Origin of the sequence: Microbacterium sp. Bi98 (assembly GCF_918698045.1) — a bacterium.
In the GTDB taxonomy this organism is placed as follows: domain Bacteria; phylum Actinomycetota; class Actinomycetes; order Actinomycetales; family Microbacteriaceae; genus Microbacterium.
In genome coordinates this window covers 253,656-273,360 of record NZ_CAKKLK010000001.1, presented here as the reverse complement: position 1 = coordinate 273,360, position 19,705 = coordinate 253,656, and the positions used below count along the sequence as shown (strand labels likewise).

Below are 19,705 nucleotides of genomic sequence, written 5' to 3'. Positions count from 1 at the left end.
CCCCCGCGGTGTCGGTCGAGTCCTACGACCGACACCACGGGGGCGTCGGGACCGGGGCTCAGCGGTGTGCTGAGCCGTCGATCACTCCGTGACGATCGCGTCGATCGCCGTGTTGATCTGCTCGCGCAGGCTGTCCGAGATCGGGGCGCTGCCCGCGGCCTCTGCTGCAGCGTCCTGGCCCTCGGCCGACGCGACGTACTGGAAGTACGCCTTCACGAGACCGGCGGTCTCGGCGTCGTCGTACTCGACGCAGCCGATGAGGTACGAGACGAGTGCGATCGGGTACGAGCCGGCGGGCGCTGCGGCCGGGTCGACGGCGTACGCGAGGTCGTGGTCGGAGCGACCCTCCTCGAGCGGGGAAGCCTCGACGAGCGCTGCGGCTGCCTCGGCGGAGTACGCGACGTACTCGCCCTCGACCTCGACGGCGACCTGGCCCAGGTCAGCGGTGCGCGATGCGTCGGCGAAGCCGATGTAGCCGACACCGTTGGTGATCGCGTCGACGACGCCCGAGGTGCCGTCGCCGGCCTCACCGGTCGACAGCGGCCACTCGTCGCTGGCCTCGTAGGTCCACACGTCGGGGGCGACGGCGCTGAGGTACTTCGTGAAGGTCTCCTGCGTGCCCGACGCGTCTGCGCGGTGCACGGGGACGATCGCCTGGTCGGGAAGCTCCACGCCCTCGTTCTGCGAGGCGATGGCGGCGTCGTTCCAGTTGGTGATGGCGCCGGAGAAGATCTTCGCGATGGTCTGGCCGTCGAGGTTCAGCTCGTCGATGCCCTCGAGGTTGAACGCGACGGCGACGGGCGAGATGTAGACGGGGATCTCGACGATGTCGTCGGAGGTGCAGGAGCCGAAGCCGCCTGCGGCGAGCTCGTCGGCGTCGAACGCGCGGTCGGAGCCGATGAAGTTCGAGGAGCCGGCGATGAAGTTCTCGCGGCCGGTGCCCGAACCGGTGGCGGTGTAGTTCACCGTCGTGTCGGGGTTGGCGGTCTGGAATGCGGCGACCCAGGACTGCTGCGCGGCCTCCTGCGAGGAGGCGCCGGTGGCCTCGATCGTGCCGGAGAGCGTGGACTCGCTCGGGGCGTCGGTGGAGCCGCCGGTTCCGCCTTCGTTCGCGGCACAGCCGGCGAGTGCGAGAGCGGCAACGGCGCCGACGGCGCCGATACGTGCGATTCGGGAGATCTTCACTGTGGATCCTTCGATCTTTGATGGGTGGGGCCCGGTGCAGGGCACACAGTGACGCTATGTGCGGCGGTTAACGAGACTCTCCCGCGCAGGTGAACGGGAGGTGAACGGCACGCGTCTCTCTGGGGCATGCGAAAGGCCGCACCCGGAACCGGGTGCGGCCTTCCCACAGCTCGCAGCGCGAGCCGGTCCGTGTCACGCCTTGGGGATGTGCGTCTCGATCGCGATGATCCCCGACCCCGGATTCGACGCCGAGAGGTGGACGACCGAGAAGGCGGCCGGTTCGAGGTCGGCTGCGCTGCTCACGTACGAGCCGCGGACGGTGCCGGTCGCCAGCGCGATCTCCGTCAGGATTCCGGGGAGGACCGGGCCATGGCTGCACAGCACCGCGGGCTTGCCGGAGCGCACGCGCCGGCCGACCACGGAACGCAGATCGTCGTCGCCGTCCTCCCACGCATCCTGACTGATCTTCGGGGTGGTGACGGTCTTGCGGTCGAGGGCTTTCGCGAGGGGCGCCACGGTCTGCATGCAGCGCACGGCATCGCTCGTGATGATCTTGCGCACACCGAAGGCCCGCAGCGGACCGACGATCGACTTCGCCTGCTGCTCGCCGCGGTCTGTCAGAGGCCGTGCGGCATCCGCCCCGTCCCAGTCCGAGCGCGACAGCGCCTTCGCATGACGCAGAGCGATGATCGGGAAGGTGCGCAGCACGCCGTCGTCGACGAGCTGCGTGAAGAAGTCGAGGATCTCGATGTCGACGGGGTAGCTCAGCCGGGCGCGGGCCTTCTTGACGCTCACCCATTCGAGCGCGGCGATCTCGCGGTTCGGCACGAAGGTCGAGGCGCGGATCGCGTCGGCCGTCGCCTCGGCCGCCCAGTAGTGCACGACCTTCTGCTTGCTCGACGGCAGGTGGTACCGACTGACGCCGACGGGCACGCCGAGGGAGACGCGGATGCCGGTCTCCTCATGCACCTCGCGCACCGCGGTCTCGGCGAGCATCTCGCCAGGATCCACCTTGCCCTTGGGGAGCGTGACGTCGCGGTACTTCGTGCGATGGATCAGGAGGATGCGCAGCTTGCCGTCGATGAGCCTCCACACGACCGCGCCGGCCGCATACACGGCCTTGTCCGTCCATTTCGACCGTGCGGTCTGGGTGCTCGTGTGCGCGCTCATCGAACCGCCCGTGCTCGACGACGCCGCTGGATCAACCCCATGGTCTTGTCCTGCAGGTCGACGAGGGGCTTGCCTGCGGCATCCTCGGCGTGGCGGGTCCAGACGCCGTCGGCTCCGAGGCGCCACGACGTGGTTCCCGGGTCCATGGCGAGATCGAAGAAATCGAGCAGATCCTTCATGTGGACGGGGTCGGTGACGCGCACCAGCGCCTCGACGCGGCGGTCGAGGTTGCGATGCATCATGTCGGCGCTGCCGATGTAGACCTGGGCGTCGCCGTCGTTGTGGAATGCGAAGATGCGCGAGTGCTCGAGGTACCGGCCGAGGATGCTGCGGACGGTGATGTTGTCGCTGATGCCCTCGAGGTCGGTGCGCAGGCTGCAGATCCCACGGACCCACACGTCGACCTTCACGCCGGCGGCGCTGGCGCGGTACAGCGCGTCGATGACCTCTTCGTCGACCATCGAGTTCACCTTGATGCGGATGCCGGCGGGCTTGCCGTCCTCGGCATTGCGGCGCTCGTGGTCGATCTGGCGCACCAGTCCCTTGCGCAGGTGAAGCGGCGCCACGAGGAGGCGCTTGAACTTCTTCTCGATCGCGTAGCCGCTGAGCTCGTTGAACAGACGCGTGAGGTCCTTGCCCACCTGGGCGTCGGTGGTGAACAGCCCGAAGTCCTCGTAGATGCGGCTGGTCTTCGGGTTGTAGTTGCCCGTGCCGATGTGCGAGTAGTGGCGCAGCACGCCGTCCTCCTCGCGGATGACGAGGGCGAGCTTGCAGTGGGTCTTGAGTCCGACGAGGCCGTAGACGACGTGGACTCCCGCCTTCTCGAGCTTGCGCGCCCAGACGATGTTGTTGGCCTCGTCGAAGCGGGCCTTGACCTCGACCAGCGCCAGCACCTGCTTGCCGGACTCGGCGGCGTTGATCAGCGCCTCGACGATCGGGCTGTCACCCGAGGTGCGATAGAGCGTCTGCTTGATGGCCAGCACGTGCGGGTCGCGCGCCGCCTGCTCGAGGAACGCCACGACGCTGGTGGTGAACGACTCGTACGGGTGGTGCACGAGCACGTCCGACTTGCGGATCGCCTTGAAGATGTCGGCCCGCGTGTTGCTGCCGGTGGGCTGGAAGGCGACCGCGGTGGTGGGCAGATGCGGCGGGTAGCGGAGATCGGGTCGGTCGATGCGCGACAGGTCGAACAGGCCGCGCAGATCGAGCGGCCCGGGCAGGCGGTAGATCTCCTGGTCGGTGATCTCGAGCTCGCGCACGAGGAGGTCCATCGTGACCTCGTCCATGTCGTCCGTGATCTCGAGGCGGATGGGCGGGCCGAAGCGGCGCCGCAGCAGCTCGGCCTCGAGCGCCTGGATGAGGTTCTCGCTCTCGTCCTCCTCGATCTCCACGTCCTCGTTGCGGGTCAGGCGGAAGGCGTGGTGATCGAGGACCTCCATACCGGGGAAGAGGTCGCCGAGGTGGTTGGCGATCAGTTCCTCGAGCGTCAGGAAGCGCTTGATCTCGCCGGTTCCGGGCACCTCGACGAAGCGGGGAAGCATGGGCGGCACCTTGAGGCGGGCGAACTCCTGGCGGCCGGTGCGGGCGTTGCGGATGCGGATGGCGAGGTTGAGCGACAGTCCCGAGATGTACGGGAAGGGGTGCGCGGGGTCGACCGCGAGCGGCATGAGGACGGGGAAGACCTGCGCGCCGAAGTACTCGGAGAGCTTGGACCGCTCGTCGTCGCTGAGCTCGGACCATTCGGTGATCTCGATGCCGGATTCGGCGAGAGCCGGTCGCACCAGCGACTTCCACGCGTCGGCGTGGCGCAGCTGCAGCGCGTGCGCCTCGCGAGCGATGTCGGCGAGGGCGTCGGCGGGGGAGCGGCCGATGTTGGTGGGCACGGCCAGGCCGGTCACGATGCGACGCTTGAGCCCGGCGACGCGGACCATGAAGAACTCATCGAGGTTGCTCGCGAAGATGGCGAGGAAGTTCGCGCGCTCGAGTTCGGGGAGCGAGGGATCCTCCGCCAGCTCGAGCACGCGCTGGTTGAACGCGAGCCAGCTCAGCTCACGATCGAGGTAGCGGTGGTCGGGGAGGAGCGCGTCCGGGGACTCGATGGCATCGAAGTCGTCATCTTCAGCGTCACCGAGACCTGCGTCGGCGAGTGCGGGATCGATCATGGGGTACATCTAAGCACCGTGAGGTGTCGCGCGCGTGAACTGACCTCTCGTGCGTCAGCGCGCAGCGGCGACCGGCTCCTCGTCGTAGACGTTGAATCGGTAGCCGACGTTGCGCACCGTGCCGATGATCTGCTCCTGGTCGCCCAGCTTCGCCCGCAGTCGGCGGACGTGCACGTCGACCGTTCTGGTGCCGCCGAAGTAGTCGTATCCCCACACCTCGCTGAGCAGCTGCTCGCGGGTGAACACGCGAGAGGGGTGCGTGGCGAGGAAGTGCAGCAGCTGGAACTCCTTGTAGGTGAGGTCCAACGGGCGTCCGCGGAGCTTCGCCGAATAGGACTGCTCGTCGATCGTGACGCCCGACGCCTGTACGCGGGTCGGTTCGGCGACCTCGTCACGGCGTGCGAGTGCGAGCCTGACCCGCGCGTCGGTCTCGGCCGGCCCCGCAGTCGACAGCAGCACGTCGTCGATGCCCCACTCGCCCGAGAGGGCGCTCATGCCGCCCTCGGTGACGACGAGCAGCAGCGGGGCGTCCTGCCCTGTGGCCCGCAGCAGGCGGCAGAGGGACTTCGCCCCGACGAGATCGAGACGACCGTCGACGATCACGATGTCGTACTCGGGGGCGCTCACGAGTTGGGCGGGCTCGGCCGGGATCTGACGCACTCGATGGCTGAGGAGCTCGAGTGCGGGCAGGACCTGCTCCGAGACCGGAGCATTGGTCAACACCAGGACCTGGGCCACACGCACTCCTTCCGGACGGCGGGGTACGCCGTGCCGCAATGATACCGGGCGCTGATGGGTGACAATGGAGTCATGACGGATCCAGCGCTCGCACCGCGTAATGCTTTCGTCGGCGTGCTCATCGTCTGGGCCGTCGCCTTGGTGGCCGCTGTCGGCGTGGGCATCTTCGTCGCCGAGGAGTGGCGGGTGCCGTGGCTGCTCGTCGCGTTCGGCGCGATCGTGCTCCTCTCCTTCGCCGTGCAGCTGCAGTACGGGCGCACACAGGGCTTCATCTTCCGTGTGGGTGCCAGCACGATCGGTGCGCTGCTGCTGATGGGCGTGATCTCCGTCGGCTTCGGCCTGGCCGCACTCCTCACCTGATCCGCAGACGAGACACCGGGTCTACCGCAGGGTAAAGTGGTGGCCATGGACCTCATGGCGCTCGAACTCTTCTTCATCGGCCTCCTGGGCCTGGCGAGCCTCGCGATCGCCTTCGTCTCGGTCGTCGTGCTGAGAAACCTCTTCCGCGGCCAGCGCTGAGCATCGTGCTCGAGCTCCCCACCGATCTCCCCGCCGACCTCGCGCCGCTCTCGTGGCTCATCGGCGTCTGGGAGGGAACCGGCGTCATCGACTATCCGGTCGGCGACGAGCGTCTACAGGGTGAGTTCACGCATCGCGTGAGCTTCAGCCACGACGGCGGCCCGTTCCTCAACTACTCGGCCACTGCGACGTTCACCGGCGACGACCAGGCGGTCTCCCTCCCGCTCGTCGCCGAGACCGGTTTCTGGAGACTCAGCCGTCCGGCCACCGCCGCCGATCCCGGCCCCGGGCTGCTGCCGCCGCTGACCGAGCCGGTCACGCGCGGCGTCGACGACGTCGAGCAACTGCGCGCGGCATCGGGCGGATTCCCGATCGAGGTCTCTCTCGCACACGCCGACGGGACGCTCGAGCTCTACCTCGGCGAGATCAACGGTCCGCGCATCGACATCGCCTCCGACGCGATCGTCCGCGGTGCGGGTGCCAAGGAGTACGGCGCCGCGACGCGCATGTACGGACTCGTCGACAACCACCTGCTCTGGGCCTGGGACATCGCGGCTCTCGGCACTCCTATGCGGGCGCACGCGTCGGCACGATTGGCCAAGGTCTGACATGACCGGTTTCTCCGGCATCCCCGGCGCTGTGACCGGCGACGGCGGGATCGCCCACTTCGGCGACGCGTTCCGTGAGCAGCGTCGCCTCGCCTCAGGCGGGGCGATCGTGCCGCTCGACGACCGGACGGTCATCGAGGTCGCGGGCCCCGAACGACTCGGATGGTTGGATTCCATCACCTCGCAGTCCGTCGGTCGGCTCGCGCCCGGCGAGAGCACCGAGATGCTCGTGCTCGATCCCCAGGGGCGCGTCGAGCACGCCGCCGGCGTCCTCGACGACGGGGCATCGACCTGGCTCATCGCGGATGCCGGCGACGCCGAGGCGTTGGCGACCTGGCTGACGCGGATGAAGTTCCGCACACAGGCCACCGTCGCGGTGCGTCCCGATCTCGCGCTGCTCGGCTTCGTCGACGGAGGCGCGGCGGCTGAGCGTGGGACTGCTGCGGCATCCGCTCCTGCAGGCGCACCGCTGATCTGGACCGATCCGTGGCAGCGCGTGAGCGCGGGCGGTCACCAGTACGCCGAGGTCCTCGATCACCCGGGTGCAGACCTCGCCTGGAAGGTGGCCATCGCGACCGCCGAGGCAGCAGATGCGCTGGCAGCGACGCTCTCACCGGAAGAGGTCGCCGGACTCCTCGCCGCCGAGGCACTGCGCATCGCCGCCTGGCGACCGCGGTGGTCGGCCGAGGTCGACGAGCGCTCGCTGCCGCACGAGTCCGACTGGATCCGCACCGCCGTGCACCTCAACAAGGGCTGCTACCGCGGACAGGAGACCGTCGCGAAGGTCCACAACCTGGGTCACCCGCCGCGCAGGCTCGCGGCACTGCACCTCGACGGCAGCGAGGCCGTGCTGCCCGCGGTCGGCGATGCGGTGCTCGCGGGCGACGACGAGGTCGGTCACATCACGTCGGTCGCCCGGCACCATGAAGACGGACCCATCGCGCTCGCGATCCTGTCGCGTCGCACGCCGGTCGGCGATCTCGTCGTCCGCGCCGAGGGGGTCGACATCGCCGCGACGCAGCAGGTGATCGTGCCGGCGGATGCCGGTGCCACGGCCGACATCCCTCGTATCACCCGACTGTCCCGACGCCCGAGCGCACCGGATCCGCGCCAGGCGGGCTGACTCGCGGGGCGAGAAGCTCCCTTCAGGGGAGCGGCGCGACCGCATCCCAGGGGAGCGTGAGCTCACCGAGTCGCCACCGGCTCTTGACGCCGAGCACGGGCCAGCCCTGATCGCGCAGAGCGGCGACCGCGCCCAGGAATCTCTGCGTCGCTCCGAAGGCCGACAACGGCGCCGCACGGCTCCACTCGCGATCGAGGTCGACGAGCAGGGCGTGCACGCGCTCGCCGGGCACGTTGCGGTGGATCAGCGCTTTCGGCAGCCGCTCCGCGACGATGCTCGGATGCTCGAGATCCGCGAGACGCAGCGAGATCGTGAACCGGAGCGGCGATCCGGTCGGGTCGACGTCGACCCAGCTCGACACCCGACCGATCTCGTCGCAGGTGCCCTCGACGAGCAGGCCCTCGGGAGCGAGGCGCCCGGCCATCGTGCTCCAGGCCGCGGCGACATCGGACTCGTCGTACTGGCGGAGCACGTTCATCGCGCGGATCACCGCGGGGCGCCGCCCGGCAGGCAGAGGCACCTCGAATCCACCGCGGGCGAAGGAGACGCGCAGATCGGGCGAGAAGGCGGTGTTCCCTGCCTGCACCTCGACCAGCTGCTGAGTCGCGGTCGCGACTCTGACCGGATCGATCTCGAGGCCGCGCACCTCGGCATCCGCTCGCACGCGCTGCAGTCGGGTTGCGAGCTCGAAGGCGGTCACCCCGCTGGCGCCGTAGCCGAGGTCGATGACGAGCGGATCCACGGCGCGGCGGAACGCGGGGCTCACCGCGATCCAGCGGTCGTTGCGGCGCAGCCTGTTCGTCCCGGTGGTGCCGCGGGTCGGCCGACCGAGGGGAGATGACGCCATGCGTCAATCCTCGCAGGGCATGGGCGTGTACGCGTCCGGCTGCGCCGATAAACTGGGGCCATGACTTCGAAGCGCACCCTGATCCTGCTCCGTCACGGCCGGAGCGAGTGGAACGAACTGAACCTCTTCACCGGATGGGTGGACGTCCGCCTGAACGAGCAGGGCCGGAACGAGGCCCGCCGAGGCGGCGAGCTCCTGGCCGAGGCGGGCATCCTGCCCGACGTGCTGCACACCTCGCTGCTCAGCCGTGCGATCCAGACCGCGAACATCGCGCTCGACGCGGCCGACCGCCTGTGGATCCCGGTCACGCGCTCGTGGCGCCTCAACGAGCGTCACTACGGCGCTCTGCAGGGCAAGGACAAGGCGCAGACGCTCGAGGAGTTCGGTCCGGAGCAGTTCCAGCTGTGGCGCCGTTCGTTCGACGTGCCGCCGCCCGTGCTCGACGACGACAGCGAGTTCAGCCAGGTGAATGACGTGCGCTACGCCGGCATCGACGGCGAGGTGCCGCGGACGGAGTCGCTGAAGCTCGTCATCGATCGCCTGCTGCCGTACTGGGACGACGCGATCGTCCCCGACCTCGAAGCAGGCAAGACGGTCCTCGTCACCGCGCACGGCAACTCGCTGCGCGGCCTCGTGAAGCACCTCGAGGGCATCAGCGACGATGACATCGCCGAGCTGAACATCCCCACCGGTATCCCGCTCGTGTACGAGCTCGACGAGAACAACGTCCCCACCGGTCCCGGCCGCTACCTCGACCCCGAGGCTGCCGCCGCCGGTGCTGCCGCCGTGGCAGCGCAGGGCAAGAAGTAACACCGCAGACGAAGGGGGCGGATGCTGACAGCATCCGCCCCCTTCGTCGTGTCATCGGCGCTCAGGCGTGGCCGAGCTCCTGCTGCTGCTCGACCGCGAGGGCGATGTCCTCCTCCTCGATGCGCCAGTCGCCGGTCGCCAGGTAGATGACCTTCTTGGCGACCGCGACCGCGTGGTCTGCGAAGCGCTCGTGGTAGCGGCTGGCGAGCGTCGCGTCGACCGTCGCCGTGGCCTCGCCCTTCCAGTTGTCGCTGAGCACCTTCTCGAAGACGCTGGCGTGCAGCTCGTCGATGTCGTCGTCGGTGTTGCGGATGGTGTCGGCCAGCTTCAGGTCCTGGGTTCGCAGCAGCTCGGAGAGCGTGCGCGAGATCTCGACGTCCAGCTCGCCCATCTTCGTGAAGGTGCCCTTGAGGCCCTTCGGGATCGCGCGCTCGGGGAAGCGCAGGCGTGCGAGCTGGGCGATGTGCTCGGACATGTCGCCCATGCGCTCGAGCGAGGCGCTCACGCGCAGCGCGGTGACGACGACGCGCAGGTCGCGCGCGACCGGCTGCTGGCGGGCCAGGATCTCGATGGCCTGCTCGTCGAGCGCCACGGCCAGCGCATCGATCTTGGCGTCATCGGCGATGACCTCTTCGGCCAGCTCGACATCGCTCGTGGCGAAGGAGCGGGTGGCCTTGTCGATGGAGACCGTGACGAGGTCGGCGATCTCCACGAGCTGGGACTGCAGGTCCTCGAGGGACTGATGGAAGACTTCGCGCATGTCGGCGCAACCTTTCGTTCGGGTCTCGGCTGTGGTGTCAACGCGAGACGGCCGGGCCGCTCGCACGAGAGGAGAGCACAGCGCTCCCGCACAGGCCCGAAAGCGATTGTCTGCTCCGAAGGTTAACGAACGGTGCCCAGCACGTGAATAGTACTTCTCGCCGTGGCTCAGGGGCGCGCGAACCCGCCGATCCGCGGGTGAACGCACTCTACGCTGGGGTTATGACCTTGCCGCAGATCGCGCTGCTCGCGTTGGCCGTCGGCCTCGTGATCGGCGTCGGCCTCTCCCTTCTCGTGGCCTGGGCATACCGTGCGCGGGCGCGCGTGGCCGATGAGACCTCGCTCGTGGTCCCGGACGGTGTGACCGCCGTGCTCGGCAGCATGGACGATGCGGCATGCGTGGTCGACTCCTCCGGACTCGTGCTCGCCGTCTCGAAGGCGGCGACCAGGTTCGGCATCGAGGTGGGCGCACCCCTGGAGAACCCCGAGCTGCGTCAGCTCGTGCGTGGCGGACGCATCGAGGGCAGTTCGGCGACCGAGTCGCTGCGCATCACGCGCGGCGGGCTCAGCCTCGATCCACGGCTCGTGTCGGCTCGGGCGAGCGCCATCAGTCCGCGCATGACGCTGCTGATCATCCGCGACGTCACGGAGCAGGAGCGCCTCGATCAGATGCGCCGAGACTTCGTGGCGAACACCAGCCACGAACTCAAGACCCCTGTGGGAGCCGTCACTCTGCTCGCCGAGGCGATCGAATCGGCGGCCGACGACCCTGCTCAGGTGCGCCACTTCGCCACCCGGATCTCGGCCGAAGCCGCACGTCTCGGTCAGCTGACCGGTCGGATCATGAGTCTCTCGAGACTGCAGACCGACGATGCGCTGTCCGATGTGCGGCCCGTCTCGATCGACGAGGTTCTCGCCACCGCGCTCGAGGCGCACGTGGTGCAGGCCGACTCCGCCGGGGTCGAACTCGCCCGCGGTGGCGATCGCGGAGTCTGGGTGCGCGGCGACTCGCAGATCCTCATCGAGGCCTTCGGCAACCTCATCGCCAACGCGATCGTCTACTCCCCGAAGGGATCGCGCGTCGGCATCGGTGTGAAGGCCGATGAAGGGGTGGTCGAAGTGGCGGTCTCGGACCAGGGCATCGGGATCGCGGAGGCGGATCGGGAGCGGATCTTCGAGCGCTTCTACCGGGCGGACGAGGCGCGGTCCCGCCGCACCGGCGGAACGGGGCTCGGACTCTCGATCGTCAAGCATGCGACACAGCGCCACGGCGGCGAAGTACGCCTCTGGTCGCGCCCCGGACGAGGCTCGACCTTCACCATCAGGCTTCCGAGGATCGACGCTCCCCCGAGCATCGACAAGGACCAGAAGAACAAGAAGAAGCGCGAGCGCAAAGCGGCCAAGGCCGCTGCTCGCGTCCGAAACGGAGAGAACGCATGACCCGCATCCTTCTCGTCGAAGACGAGCCCGACCTCGCCGACCCGCTCGCCTACCTCCTGCGCCGAGAGGGGTACGAGGTCGAGATCGCCGAGGACGGTCCAGGGGCGCTGGCCGCCTTCCGCGAGCGCGGCGCCGACGTCGTGCTCCTCGACCTGATGCTGCCTGGCATGCCGGGCACCGAGGTGTGCCGGCAGATCCGCTCGACCTCGGCGGTGCCGATCATCATGGTCACGGCCAAGGACTCGGAGGTGGACATCGTCGTCGGACTCGAGCTCGGCGCCGACGACTACGTCACAAAGCCGTACTCGTCCCGCGAGCTGCTCGCCCGGATGCGCGCGGTCCTTCGTCGCGTGGTGCAGGCCGACAGCGAGCTCGACGAGCGCGTGCTCGACGGGGGACGCGTCTCGCTCGACATCGATCGCCACACCGTCTCGGTCGCCGGACAGCAGATCAACATGCCTCTGAAGGAATTCGAGCTCCTCGAGGTGCTGATGCGCAATTCGGGTCGAGTGCTCACGCGCGGTCAGCTGATCGACCGCGTGTGGGGGAGCGACTACTTCGGAGACACGAAGACGCTCGACGTGCACATCAAGCGGATCCGCTCCCGCATCGAGGAGAACCCGGGGGAGCCCGTCATGCTCGTCACGGTTCGCGGTCTCGGGTACCGCTTCGAGGGCTGACGCAGTCGTCGGACGGCACGCCCGTCCCCATGACGGAGAAGAGGCCGGCACCCCGCAGGGTGTCGGCCTCTTCGTCAGCGTATGCGCCGGCTCACTCCGCCGGAGCGGGGGCAGCCGTGTCCGTGGGGGCCGGCTCGGGCGTCGGTGTCGACTTCTGCTCCGTGGGCACGAGGTCGGCGTAGTACGGCAGAGTGCCGTCGAGAACGGGAACCTGAGTCTTCGTGCCGGCACCGTCGCCCGACTGGAAGTGGATCTCGATGGTCGCGCCGGGCATGGTGTCGAGTCCGTCGATGCGCAGCGGTTCCTCGTCGGCACCGAAGCTGACGGTCTTGCCCGCGGGCACGGAGACGGTGAACGGCTCATCGGAGCCCGACACGGTCATCGTGAGCGTCGCCTTGTCGGCGGTCGGGTTGACCACGGCGCCGATGAAGTTGCCGACCGATCCGTCTTCGTTCGCGACGATGAAGGCATTGCGCACGTCGATGGGACCGTCGGAGTCCGAGACGTTGACGCCGTCGGAGGCGGAGTATTCGATCGTCGTCGCCTGCGGCGAGATGAACGTGCAGCCCGTCGCGCCCAGAAGAACGAGGGCGCTGATGGCGGCAGACGCAACAAGGCGCGATTTCACGGGTCCTCCTGAGGTACGACGGGATATCCGCGTCCCATTCTATGCGCATGCGGGGCACCGCCCGAGGACGCGGCGGCGCGAACCTTAGCGCATGTCCCCTGTGGTATCCTTGAGGTTGCCGAAAGGACAAGTTTTTATGCTTTTTGAGGTTGGCGAAACTGTCGTCTATCCGCACCATGGCGCTGCGACCATCATCGAGGTCAAGGAGCGCATCATCAAGGGTGAGGCGAAGAAATACCTGAAGCTCAACGTGACCCAGGGGGACCTCATCATCGAGGTGCCTGCGGAGAACGTCGATCTGGTCGGGGTCCGCGATGTCATCGGCCGGGAGGGGCTCGACAACGTGTTCGAGGTGCTCCGCGCTCCGTTCACCGAAGAGCCCACGAACTGGTCTCGTCGTTACAAGGCGAACCTCGAGAAGCTCGCCTCCGGCGACGTGATCAAGGTGAGCGAGGTCGTCCGCGACCTGTGGCGTCGGGATCAGGACCGCGGTCTGTCGGCCGGTGAGAAGCGGATGCTTGCGAAGGCTCGTCAGATCCTCATCTCGGAGCTGGCTCTGGCGGAGAAGACCGACGAGGACAAGGCGAGCGCGCTGCTCGACGAGGTCCTCGCTTCCTGAGCGGATCGAGACAAGGCGGGTGCTTCGGCATCCGCCTTTTTTCGTGCGCGCCGGTAACGTGAACCTGGTGAGCATGCTTCCCGTCCCTGACACCGCGATCATCGTCGTCGCCGCCGGCTCCGGCACGCGACTGGATGCCGGAGCGCCCAAGGCGTTCGTCGGCATCGACAGCCATTCGATCCTCCGCCACGCGCTCGACGGCGTCTTCGCGGCGGCGCCCGCGCAGGTCATCGTGGTCGCCCCCGCAGGGTTCGAGGGCGACGCGGAGACCGAGGTGCGTGCTGCGGCCGGCGATCGCGTCGACCTCGGCAGGGTCGTGACGGGCGGAGAGACCAGGCAGCAGTCGGTCGCCGCCGGTCTGAAGGCCCTGTGGGGAGACATCACGCGAGTTCTCGTGCATGACGCGGCGCGCGCGCTGACCCCGCCGGAAGTGATCGACGCCGTGGCCCGGGCGATCGACGGCGAGACAGGGGTCATCCCGACGCTCCCCGTCGTCGACACGCTCAAGCGGGTCGACGGAGACGCGGTCATCGCGCCGGTGGATCGCTCCGAGCTCGCGGCAGCGCAGACGCCGCAGGGGTTTCCGCGAGCCTTGCTCGAGGCCGCCTACGATGCTGCGAGCGGCTCGGACGTCGAGTACACCGATGATGCGGCGCTGTTCGCCGCTGCCGGACACCTCGTGCGTCAGATCCCGGGTTCACCCAGCGGATTCAAGATCACCACGCCCGCCGACCTCGAGCGCGCCCGCCAGCTGCTGGCGGCTGTCGCCGTTCCGGCACCCGAGCTCGCCCCGACGTGGACGGGGCCCCGGGTCGGCCTCGGCACCGACGTGCATGCATTCGGTGGAGACGGGAACCTGTGGCTCGCCGGCCTGCAGTGGCCGGGGGAGCCGGCGCTCTCCGGGCACTCCGACGGCGATGCCGTCGCTCACGCGATCGTGGACGCGCTGCTCGGCGCAGCAGGGCTCGGAGACATCGGCGAGCACTTCGGCACCGCACACCCCGAGTACGCCGGCGCACACGCGGACGTCTTCCTCGCCCGCACCCGGGAGATCCTCACCGAGGCCGGTTTCGCGATCGGCAACGTCTCGGCGCAGTTCCAGGGCAATCGACCGCGCTTCAGCACGCGACGCGCGGAGGCGGAGCAGGTCCTGTCCACCGCGCTCGGTGGCGCGCCGGTCTCCGTCACGGCGACCACGACCGACGGACTCGGGTTTCCCGGGCGAGGCGAGGGGATCGCGGTGACGGCAGTCGCGATGGTGCATGCGGTCTGACAGGCGTCGCGGATTGCGCGGGAATGTCTCAGCATCCGCGCTCGTTGTCGGAGAACGTCGTGCGATCGTCGCGCGATCCGGAGGAGGCAGCATGAGGATCCTGGTCATCGGAGCCAGTGGACAGGTCGGCCGCACGGCCGTCGACGCGTTGGCCGGACACGAGGTCATCTCGGCGTCGCGCAGCAGCGAGCCGTCCGTCGATGTCACCGACTCGGCGTCGGTGGAGCACCTCTTCGCCTCGGTCGGACAGATCGATGCCGTGATCGTCGCCGTGGGAGAGGTGCCCTTCCGCTCGCTCGACGAGCTGAGCCGGAGCGACTACGAAGCGGCTTTCCGTGGCAAGGTGCTGTCGAAGCTCGACGTCGTGCGCATCGGCACGTCGTATGTGCGCGACGGCGGCTCGATCACGCTGACCTCCGGCATCCTCTCGCGCGAGCCGATCGCCACCGGCGCCGCGGCGTCGCTCGCGAACGGAGCCATCGAGTCCTTCGTCGTCGCCGCGGCGACCGAGCTGCCCCGCGGCATCCGCATCAACGCCGTGAGCCCGTCGGTGCTCGCGGATGCGCCGTCGTATCACTCGTCGTTCCCCGGCTTCGTGCCCGTGTCGTCGCACCGCGTGGGGCAGGCCTTCGCGAAGAGCGTGCTCGGCGTGCAGACCGGGCAGGTCTACCCGGTCGACTGAGCGGCGGCAGGGCCGGGGTCACACCCAGTCTTCGGATTGCGCCGCCCGGTAAGCTTGTGCGGTGACTCTCCGCCTCTACGACACCCGCGCACAGCAGCTGCGCGACTTCGTGCCTCTCGATCCCGAGAACATCACGATGTACGTCTGTGGAGCCACCGTGCAGTCCGGCCCTCACATCGGTCACGTCCGAGCGGCGCTGAGCTTCGACCTCCTGCGGCGCTGGCTGACTCACCGCTACGGCCGCGTCACGTTCGTGCGCAACGTCACCGACATCGACGACAAGGTGCTCGTCAACGCGACGGACGTCGAGCCGTGGTGGGCGCTCGCATACCGCATGGAGCAGGAGTTCACCGCAGCGTATGCCGGCATCGGCATCCTGTCCCCGACTTATGAGCCGCGCGCGACGGCGTCCGTCCCGCAGATGCAGGAGCTGATCGCGATCCTCATCGAGCGCGGCCACGCGTACCCTGCACCGGACGGTTCCGGCGACGTCTACTTCGACGTCCGCTCGTGGACGGAGTACGGGTCGCTGACGAACCAGTCCGTCGACGCGATGGAGGCGGCGGAGGATGCCGACCCTCGCGGCAAGCGCAACCCGCAGGACTTCGCGCTGTGGAAGGGTGCCAAGCCCGACGAGCAGGCGGATGCCGTGTGGCAGTCGCCCTGGGGCGCAGGTCGCCCTGGCTGGCACATCGAATGCTCGGCGATGTCCAAGCGCTACCTCGGATCCGAGTTCGACATCCACGGCGGAGGCCTCGACCTGCGCTTCCCCCATCATGAGAACGAGCTCGCCCAGTCGACCGCCGCCGGAGACGGCTTCGCACGCTACTGGGTGCACAACGGCCTCGTGACGGTCGGCGGGCAGAAGATGTCGAAGTCTCTGGGCAACTTCACCCTGGCGAGCGACGTGCTCTCGGAGCGGGATCCGCAGGTGGTGCGCTACGCACTCGCCGCCGCGCACTATCGCTCGAGCCTCGACCTCTCGGAGTCGTCGTGGACCGAGGCAGAGGCGGCACTCGGCCGCATCCGCACGTTCGTCGAGCGCGCAGAGCGAATGCTTCCGAAGACCTTCGGCTGGGGGGAGCGCACGTCGCTGCCCGAGGCGTTCGCCACCGCGATGGATGACGACCTCGGCATCCCGCAGGCGCTCGGAGTCCTGCACGACACCGTGCGCGCGGGCAATGCGGCGCTCGACGCCGGTGATGCCGACGGCGCCGGGACGGCGAGGAGCGAGGTGCTCGCGATGCTCGACGTCCTCGGATTCGAGCGCGTGGGTGTCGCGTCGACGGGCGATGCGCAGGCCTCTGCTCTCGACGCGCTCGTGCAGACGATGATCACCCAGCGCGCGCAGGCGCGCGCTGACAAGGACTGGGCGGCGGCCGATCGCATCCGTGATGCGATCGCCGCGGCAGGAATCACGCTGGAGGACTCTCCGGCCGGAACTCATTGGAGTATCGATGGCTAAGCCACAGCGCCCCGGCGCAAGCAACGGCAAGAAGAAGGGCCCGACCAAGGGCACCGGCGGACTCGGACGCAAGTCCCTCGAGGGACGCGGACCGACCCCGAAGGCGGAGGACCGCGCCTGGCACCCGGCCGGCAAGCGCAAGGCCGCGGCCGAGCGCTATGCGGCATCGGGCGGAAAGGGCAAGCCGGGGCAGCGTCAGACGTCCGGCGGCAACCCGAACCGCTCGGCCCGCGCGAAGGACAACACCACTGAGGTCGAGGTCGTCACCGGCCGCAACTCGGTGCTCGAGGCTCTCCGGGCGAAGATCCCCGCGTCGGCGTTCTACATCGCGCAGCGCGTCGAGATGGACGACCGCGTCAAGGAGATGCTGTCGATCGCCACCCACCGCGGAATCCCGGTGCTCGAGGTCACGCGTCAGGAGCTCGACCGCATGGCCGGCTTCGACGGAGTCCACCAGGGCGTCGCCGTCAAGGTGCCGCCGTACGAGTACGCGCACCCGCAGGACCTCCTCGAGGCCGTCATCGACAAGGGCGAGGTCCCGCTGTTCGTCGCCCTCGACGGCATCACCGACCCCCGCAACCTCGGCGCGATCATCCGCTCGACCGGTGCGTTCGGCGGACACGGCATCATCCTGCCGCAGCGTCGTTCGGCCGGTGTGAACTCGGCAGCCTGGAAGACGAGTGCCGGTGCTGCGGCACGCGTGCCGGTCGCACTGGCGACCAACCTCACCACGCAGCTCAAGGAGTTCAAGAAGCAGGGCGTGTTCGTGCTCGGCCTCGACGGCGACGGCGACGTGCTGCTGCCCGAGCTCCAGCTGGCGGACCGCCCCGTCGTGATCGTGACCGGTTCAGAGGGCAAGGGCCTCTCGCGTCTGGTCGCCGAGACCTGCGATCAGATCGTGTCGATCCCGATCTCGGCCGTGACCGAATCGCTCAACGCCGGCATCGCGACCTCGGTCGCGCTCTACCAGGTGTCGTCCATCCGCAACGCGAAGAAGTAGGGGAGAAGTCATGGCTCGGATCGTCGTGCTCGGAGGAACCGGCTACGCCGGACGCCACATCGTGTCCGAGGCGGTGAGCCGCGGCCATGACGTGATCGCGATCTCACGCAGCACGCCGACCGATGCTGTCGACGGCGCCTCGTACGTGCAGGGCTCGGCGCTGGACGCCTCGTCGCTCGCGAACGCCTTCGACGGAGCGGATGCCGTCGTCTCGGCCCTCTCGCCGCGCGGCGACATGGCGGACCGCGTGCTCGAGGCGCTGACGAACGTCATCGCGGAGCTCGCCGATACGAGCACCCGTCTCGGCGTGGTCGGCGGCGCCGGTGGAAGCCTGGTCGCCCCGCATGGCCCGCGCCTCTTCGACCTCGACTTCCCTGAGGAGTACAAGCACGAGGCACAGGTCGGCATCGACTCGCTCGCACTGCTCCAGAGCACGGACCGGTCGCTGGACTGGTTCTTCATCCACCCGGCCGAGGTCTTCGGACCCTGGGCCGAGGGTGAGCGCACCGGTCACTATCGCGATGGTGGAGATGTGCTCGTGCGTGACGCCGAGGGCAAGTCCTTCATCTCGGGGGCGGACTTCGCGGTCGCGGTGGTCGACGAGATCGAGCGTCCGGCGCACCGTCGCGGACGCTTCACGGTCGGGTACTGACGTCAGACGAGGTCGCGCCAGTCGACCTCGTCGTCGTCATCGGCGACGGAGTGCGTGCCTGTGATGACGGGCAGGCTCATCGTCTCGGTGGGCGGGCCCATGATGGTCGCCTCGTCGCGGCGGTGGCGCAGCACCTCGTTGATATAGCTCGTGAGGACCTCGGCGAGCGGGACTGAGCGTCCCTGCGCCTGAGAGAGATACCACCGGTGCTCGAGCACCTGGTGGAACACCTCTGCGGGTTCGAGCTTGGCGCGCAGCTCCCAGGGGATCGCACGCACCACGGGCTCGAACACGCGGGTCAGCCATTCGTGCGCGTACATCTCCTCGTCGACCCACTGCTTGGTCGAACGGGCACGGAACTCGTCGAGATCGTTGAGCAGGCGGCGGGCCTGGTTCTCCTCGACGTCCAGGCCCGTGAGGCGGATCAGGCGGCGCTGGTGGTGTCCGGCATCCACCACCTTCGGCTGGATCTCGACGACCGTGCCGTCGGAGGTCGTCGACATCGACATCTCGTCGATGTCGAATCCGAGGGCGTTGAGGCGTTCGACGCGCTCCGTGATGCGCCAGGTCTCCGCCGCGGCGAAGGACTCCTGCACCGTCAGCTCCGCCCACAGCGAGTGGTACGACGAGACGATGCCGTCGGCGATCGCGACCGCGTCGACGCCGTGCTCGAGCCGTCCGCCGGCCGCGAGGTCCATGATCTCCCCGGCGATGTTGGTGCGGGCGAGGTCGAGGTCGTAGAGGCGCTGCCCGTCGGTGAGCCCCTCCTCGTGCAGTTCACCGGTCTCGGCGTCGACGAGGTAGGCCGCGAAAGCGCCGGCGTCCCGGCGGAAGAGCGTGTTCGAGAGCGAGACGTCGCCCCAGTAGAAGCCGACGTTGTGCAAGCGCACCAGGAGCACCGCGAGGGCGTCGACCAGGCGATTCGCCGTGTCGGGGCGCAGCACCCGGGTGAAGAGGGCGCGATACGGCATGGAGAAGCGCAGGTGCGAGGTGACGAGCGCGGCGGGGAGCGGCTCGCCGGCGGCATCCGATCGCCCCGCGATCACGGCGACGCGGTCGACGCAGGGCACATCGAGCCTGGCCAGGTTGCCGAGCATCTCGTACTCGCGCCTCGCCATCTCATCGGTCGTCTCTTTGACCGCGACGACCTTGCCCGAGAGGTCGGCGAAGCGCACCAGATGCCGTGACAGCCCCTTGGGAAGCGACACGATCTGCTCGGACGGCCACTTGCCGAGGGGGGTCGACCAGGGGAGGGCGAGCAGGGCCGGGTCGATCGAGCTCGCCGTGATCCGCAGCGCATCCTGCATGTCTCTCCAGTGGGTCGGGGCGGAAAAGAAAGAAGCGG

At 68.8% G+C, this 19,705-nt stretch carries 20 protein-coding genes; 12 read left to right on the top strand and 8 right to left on the bottom strand.

Annotated features, from left to right (window positions below; all coding sequences use genetic code 11):
* Positions 1-81 precede the first annotated feature (81 nt).
* From pstS to LQZ85_RS01320, 4 genes are all read right to left on the bottom strand, one after another.
* Complete coding sequence (gene pstS, locus LQZ85_RS01335) at positions 82-1,185, bottom strand: phosphate ABC transporter substrate-binding protein PstS (RefSeq protein WP_053097327.1); 1,104 nt, start codon at positions 1,183-1,185, stop codon at positions 82-84.
* A 192-nt stretch (positions 1,186-1,377) separates the two neighbouring features.
* Positions 1,378-2,355: an NUDIX hydrolase gene (locus tag LQZ85_RS01330; RefSeq protein WP_053097325.1), complete on the bottom strand. Its 978-nt coding sequence runs from the start codon at positions 2,353-2,355 to the stop codon at positions 1,378-1,380.
* Positions 2,352-4,517 (bottom strand): RNA degradosome polyphosphate kinase, encoded by a 2,166-nt coding sequence (locus tag LQZ85_RS01325; protein ID WP_056279877.1) that lies wholly within the window; start codon positions 4,515-4,517, stop codon positions 2,352-2,354. Before LQZ85_RS01325 ends, LQZ85_RS01330 begins: the two co-directional genes overlap by 4 nt.
* A gap of 54 nt (positions 4,518-4,571) precedes the next feature.
* Positions 4,572-5,255 carry a response regulator transcription factor gene (locus tag LQZ85_RS01320; RefSeq protein WP_053097321.1) on the bottom strand — a complete coding sequence of 228 codons (684 nt, stop codon included), beginning with the start codon at positions 5,253-5,255 and terminating at the stop codon, positions 4,572-4,574.
* Between the two features lie 72 nt (positions 5,256-5,327).
* Here LQZ85_RS01320 and LQZ85_RS01315 point away from each other — a divergent pair, with 72 nt between their 5' ends.
* The 3 genes from LQZ85_RS01315 to LQZ85_RS01305 all read left to right on the top strand — a co-directional run bounded on the left by LQZ85_RS01315 (position 5,328) and on the right by LQZ85_RS01305 (position 7,505).
* Entirely contained in the window at positions 5,328-5,615 is a 288-nt protein-coding gene (locus LQZ85_RS01315) for a hypothetical protein (protein WP_053099202.1), read from the top strand.
* 164 nt (positions 5,616-5,779) lie between these two features.
* On the top strand, positions 5,780-6,382 hold the full coding sequence (locus LQZ85_RS01310) for an FABP family protein (RefSeq protein WP_053097319.1): 603 nt from the start codon (positions 5,780-5,782) through the stop codon (positions 6,380-6,382).
* Between the two features lies 1 nt (position 6,383).
* Positions 6,384-7,505 carry a folate-binding protein YgfZ gene (locus LQZ85_RS01305; RefSeq protein ID WP_056279879.1) on the top strand — a complete coding sequence of 374 codons (1,122 nt, stop codon included), beginning with the start codon at positions 6,384-6,386 and terminating at the stop codon, positions 7,503-7,505.
* 22 nt (positions 7,506-7,527) lie between these two features.
* Here LQZ85_RS01305 and LQZ85_RS01300 read toward each other — a convergent pair whose 3' ends face one another.
* Positions 7,528-8,352, bottom strand: a complete 825-nt coding sequence (locus LQZ85_RS01300) for a class I SAM-dependent methyltransferase (RefSeq protein ID WP_230100379.1) — start codon at positions 8,350-8,352, stop codon at positions 7,528-7,530.
* A gap of 60 nt (positions 8,353-8,412) precedes the next feature.
* Between LQZ85_RS01300 and LQZ85_RS01295 the strand changes: the two genes are divergently transcribed.
* A complete protein-coding gene (locus LQZ85_RS01295; protein WP_053097313.1) occupies positions 8,413-9,162 on the top strand; it encodes a phosphoglyceromutase in 750 nt (249 codons plus the stop codon).
* A gap of 61 nt (positions 9,163-9,223) precedes the next feature.
* On the opposite strand, the gene phoU is transcribed toward LQZ85_RS01295, so the two are convergent.
* The gene (gene phoU / locus LQZ85_RS01290; RefSeq protein ID WP_053097311.1) at positions 9,224-9,922 is read right to left on the bottom strand and encodes a phosphate signaling complex protein PhoU; all 699 of its coding nucleotides are present in this window, start codon (positions 9,920-9,922) and stop codon (positions 9,224-9,226) included.
* Positions 9,923-10,143: 221 nt separating this feature from the next.
* Here phoU and LQZ85_RS01285 point away from each other — a divergent pair, with 221 nt between their 5' ends.
* Together LQZ85_RS01285 and LQZ85_RS01280 are read left to right on the top strand one after the other, a co-directional pair.
* Positions 10,144-11,361, top strand: a complete 1,218-nt coding sequence (locus LQZ85_RS01285; RefSeq protein ID WP_053097309.1) for an ATP-binding protein — start codon at positions 10,144-10,146, stop codon at positions 11,359-11,361.
* Entirely contained in the window at positions 11,358-12,041 is a 684-nt protein-coding gene (locus LQZ85_RS01280) for a response regulator transcription factor (RefSeq protein WP_053097307.1), read from the top strand. The genes LQZ85_RS01285 and LQZ85_RS01280 overlap by 4 nt, the downstream gene beginning before the upstream one ends.
* A gap of 91 nt (positions 12,042-12,132) precedes the next feature.
* Here the strand turns inward: LQZ85_RS01280 and LQZ85_RS01275 are convergent, their stop codons facing one another.
* Positions 12,133-12,669 carry a hypothetical protein gene (locus tag LQZ85_RS01275; protein ID WP_053097306.1) on the bottom strand — a complete coding sequence of 179 codons (537 nt, stop codon included), beginning with the start codon at positions 12,667-12,669 and terminating at the stop codon, positions 12,133-12,135.
* A 136-nt stretch (positions 12,670-12,805) separates the two neighbouring features.
* On the opposite strand from LQZ85_RS01275, the gene LQZ85_RS01270 reads away from it, so the two are divergent.
* The 6 genes from LQZ85_RS01270 to LQZ85_RS01245 all read left to right on the top strand — a co-directional run bounded on the left by LQZ85_RS01270 (position 12,806) and on the right by LQZ85_RS01245 (position 18,360).
* A complete protein-coding gene (locus LQZ85_RS01270) occupies positions 12,806-13,288 on the top strand; it encodes a CarD family transcriptional regulator (RefSeq protein ID WP_053097304.1) in 483 nt (160 codons plus the stop codon).
* A 67-nt stretch (positions 13,289-13,355) separates the two neighbouring features.
* Complete coding sequence (ispD, locus tag LQZ85_RS01265) at positions 13,356-14,561, top strand: 2-C-methyl-D-erythritol 4-phosphate cytidylyltransferase (protein ID WP_230100378.1); 1,206 nt, start codon at positions 13,356-13,358, stop codon at positions 14,559-14,561.
* A 91-nt stretch (positions 14,562-14,652) separates the two neighbouring features.
* A complete protein-coding gene (locus LQZ85_RS01260; protein ID WP_230100377.1) occupies positions 14,653-15,243 on the top strand; it encodes a short chain dehydrogenase in 591 nt (196 codons plus the stop codon).
* A 61-nt stretch (positions 15,244-15,304) separates the two neighbouring features.
* Positions 15,305-16,708 carry a cysteine--tRNA ligase gene (cysS, locus tag LQZ85_RS01255; RefSeq protein WP_056279887.1) on the top strand — a complete coding sequence of 468 codons (1,404 nt, stop codon included), beginning with the start codon at positions 15,305-15,307 and terminating at the stop codon, positions 16,706-16,708.
* The gene (gene rlmB / locus LQZ85_RS01250; protein ID WP_053097298.1) at positions 16,701-17,708 is read left to right on the top strand and encodes a 23S rRNA (guanosine(2251)-2'-O)-methyltransferase RlmB; all 1,008 of its coding nucleotides are present in this window, start codon (positions 16,701-16,703) and stop codon (positions 17,706-17,708) included. Before cysS ends, rlmB begins: the two co-directional genes overlap by 8 nt.
* Before the next feature lie 10 nt (positions 17,709-17,718).
* Entirely contained in the window at positions 17,719-18,360 is a 642-nt protein-coding gene (locus tag LQZ85_RS01245; protein WP_056279889.1) for an NAD(P)H-binding protein, read from the top strand.
* Positions 18,361-18,362: 2 nt separating this feature from the next.
* On the opposite strand, the gene LQZ85_RS01240 is transcribed toward LQZ85_RS01245, so the two are convergent.
* Positions 18,363-19,667, bottom strand: coding sequence for a DUF4032 domain-containing protein (locus tag LQZ85_RS01240; protein WP_053097294.1), 1,305 nt, complete (start codon positions 19,665-19,667; stop codon positions 18,363-18,365).
* Positions 19,668-19,705: the final 38 nt, after the last annotated feature.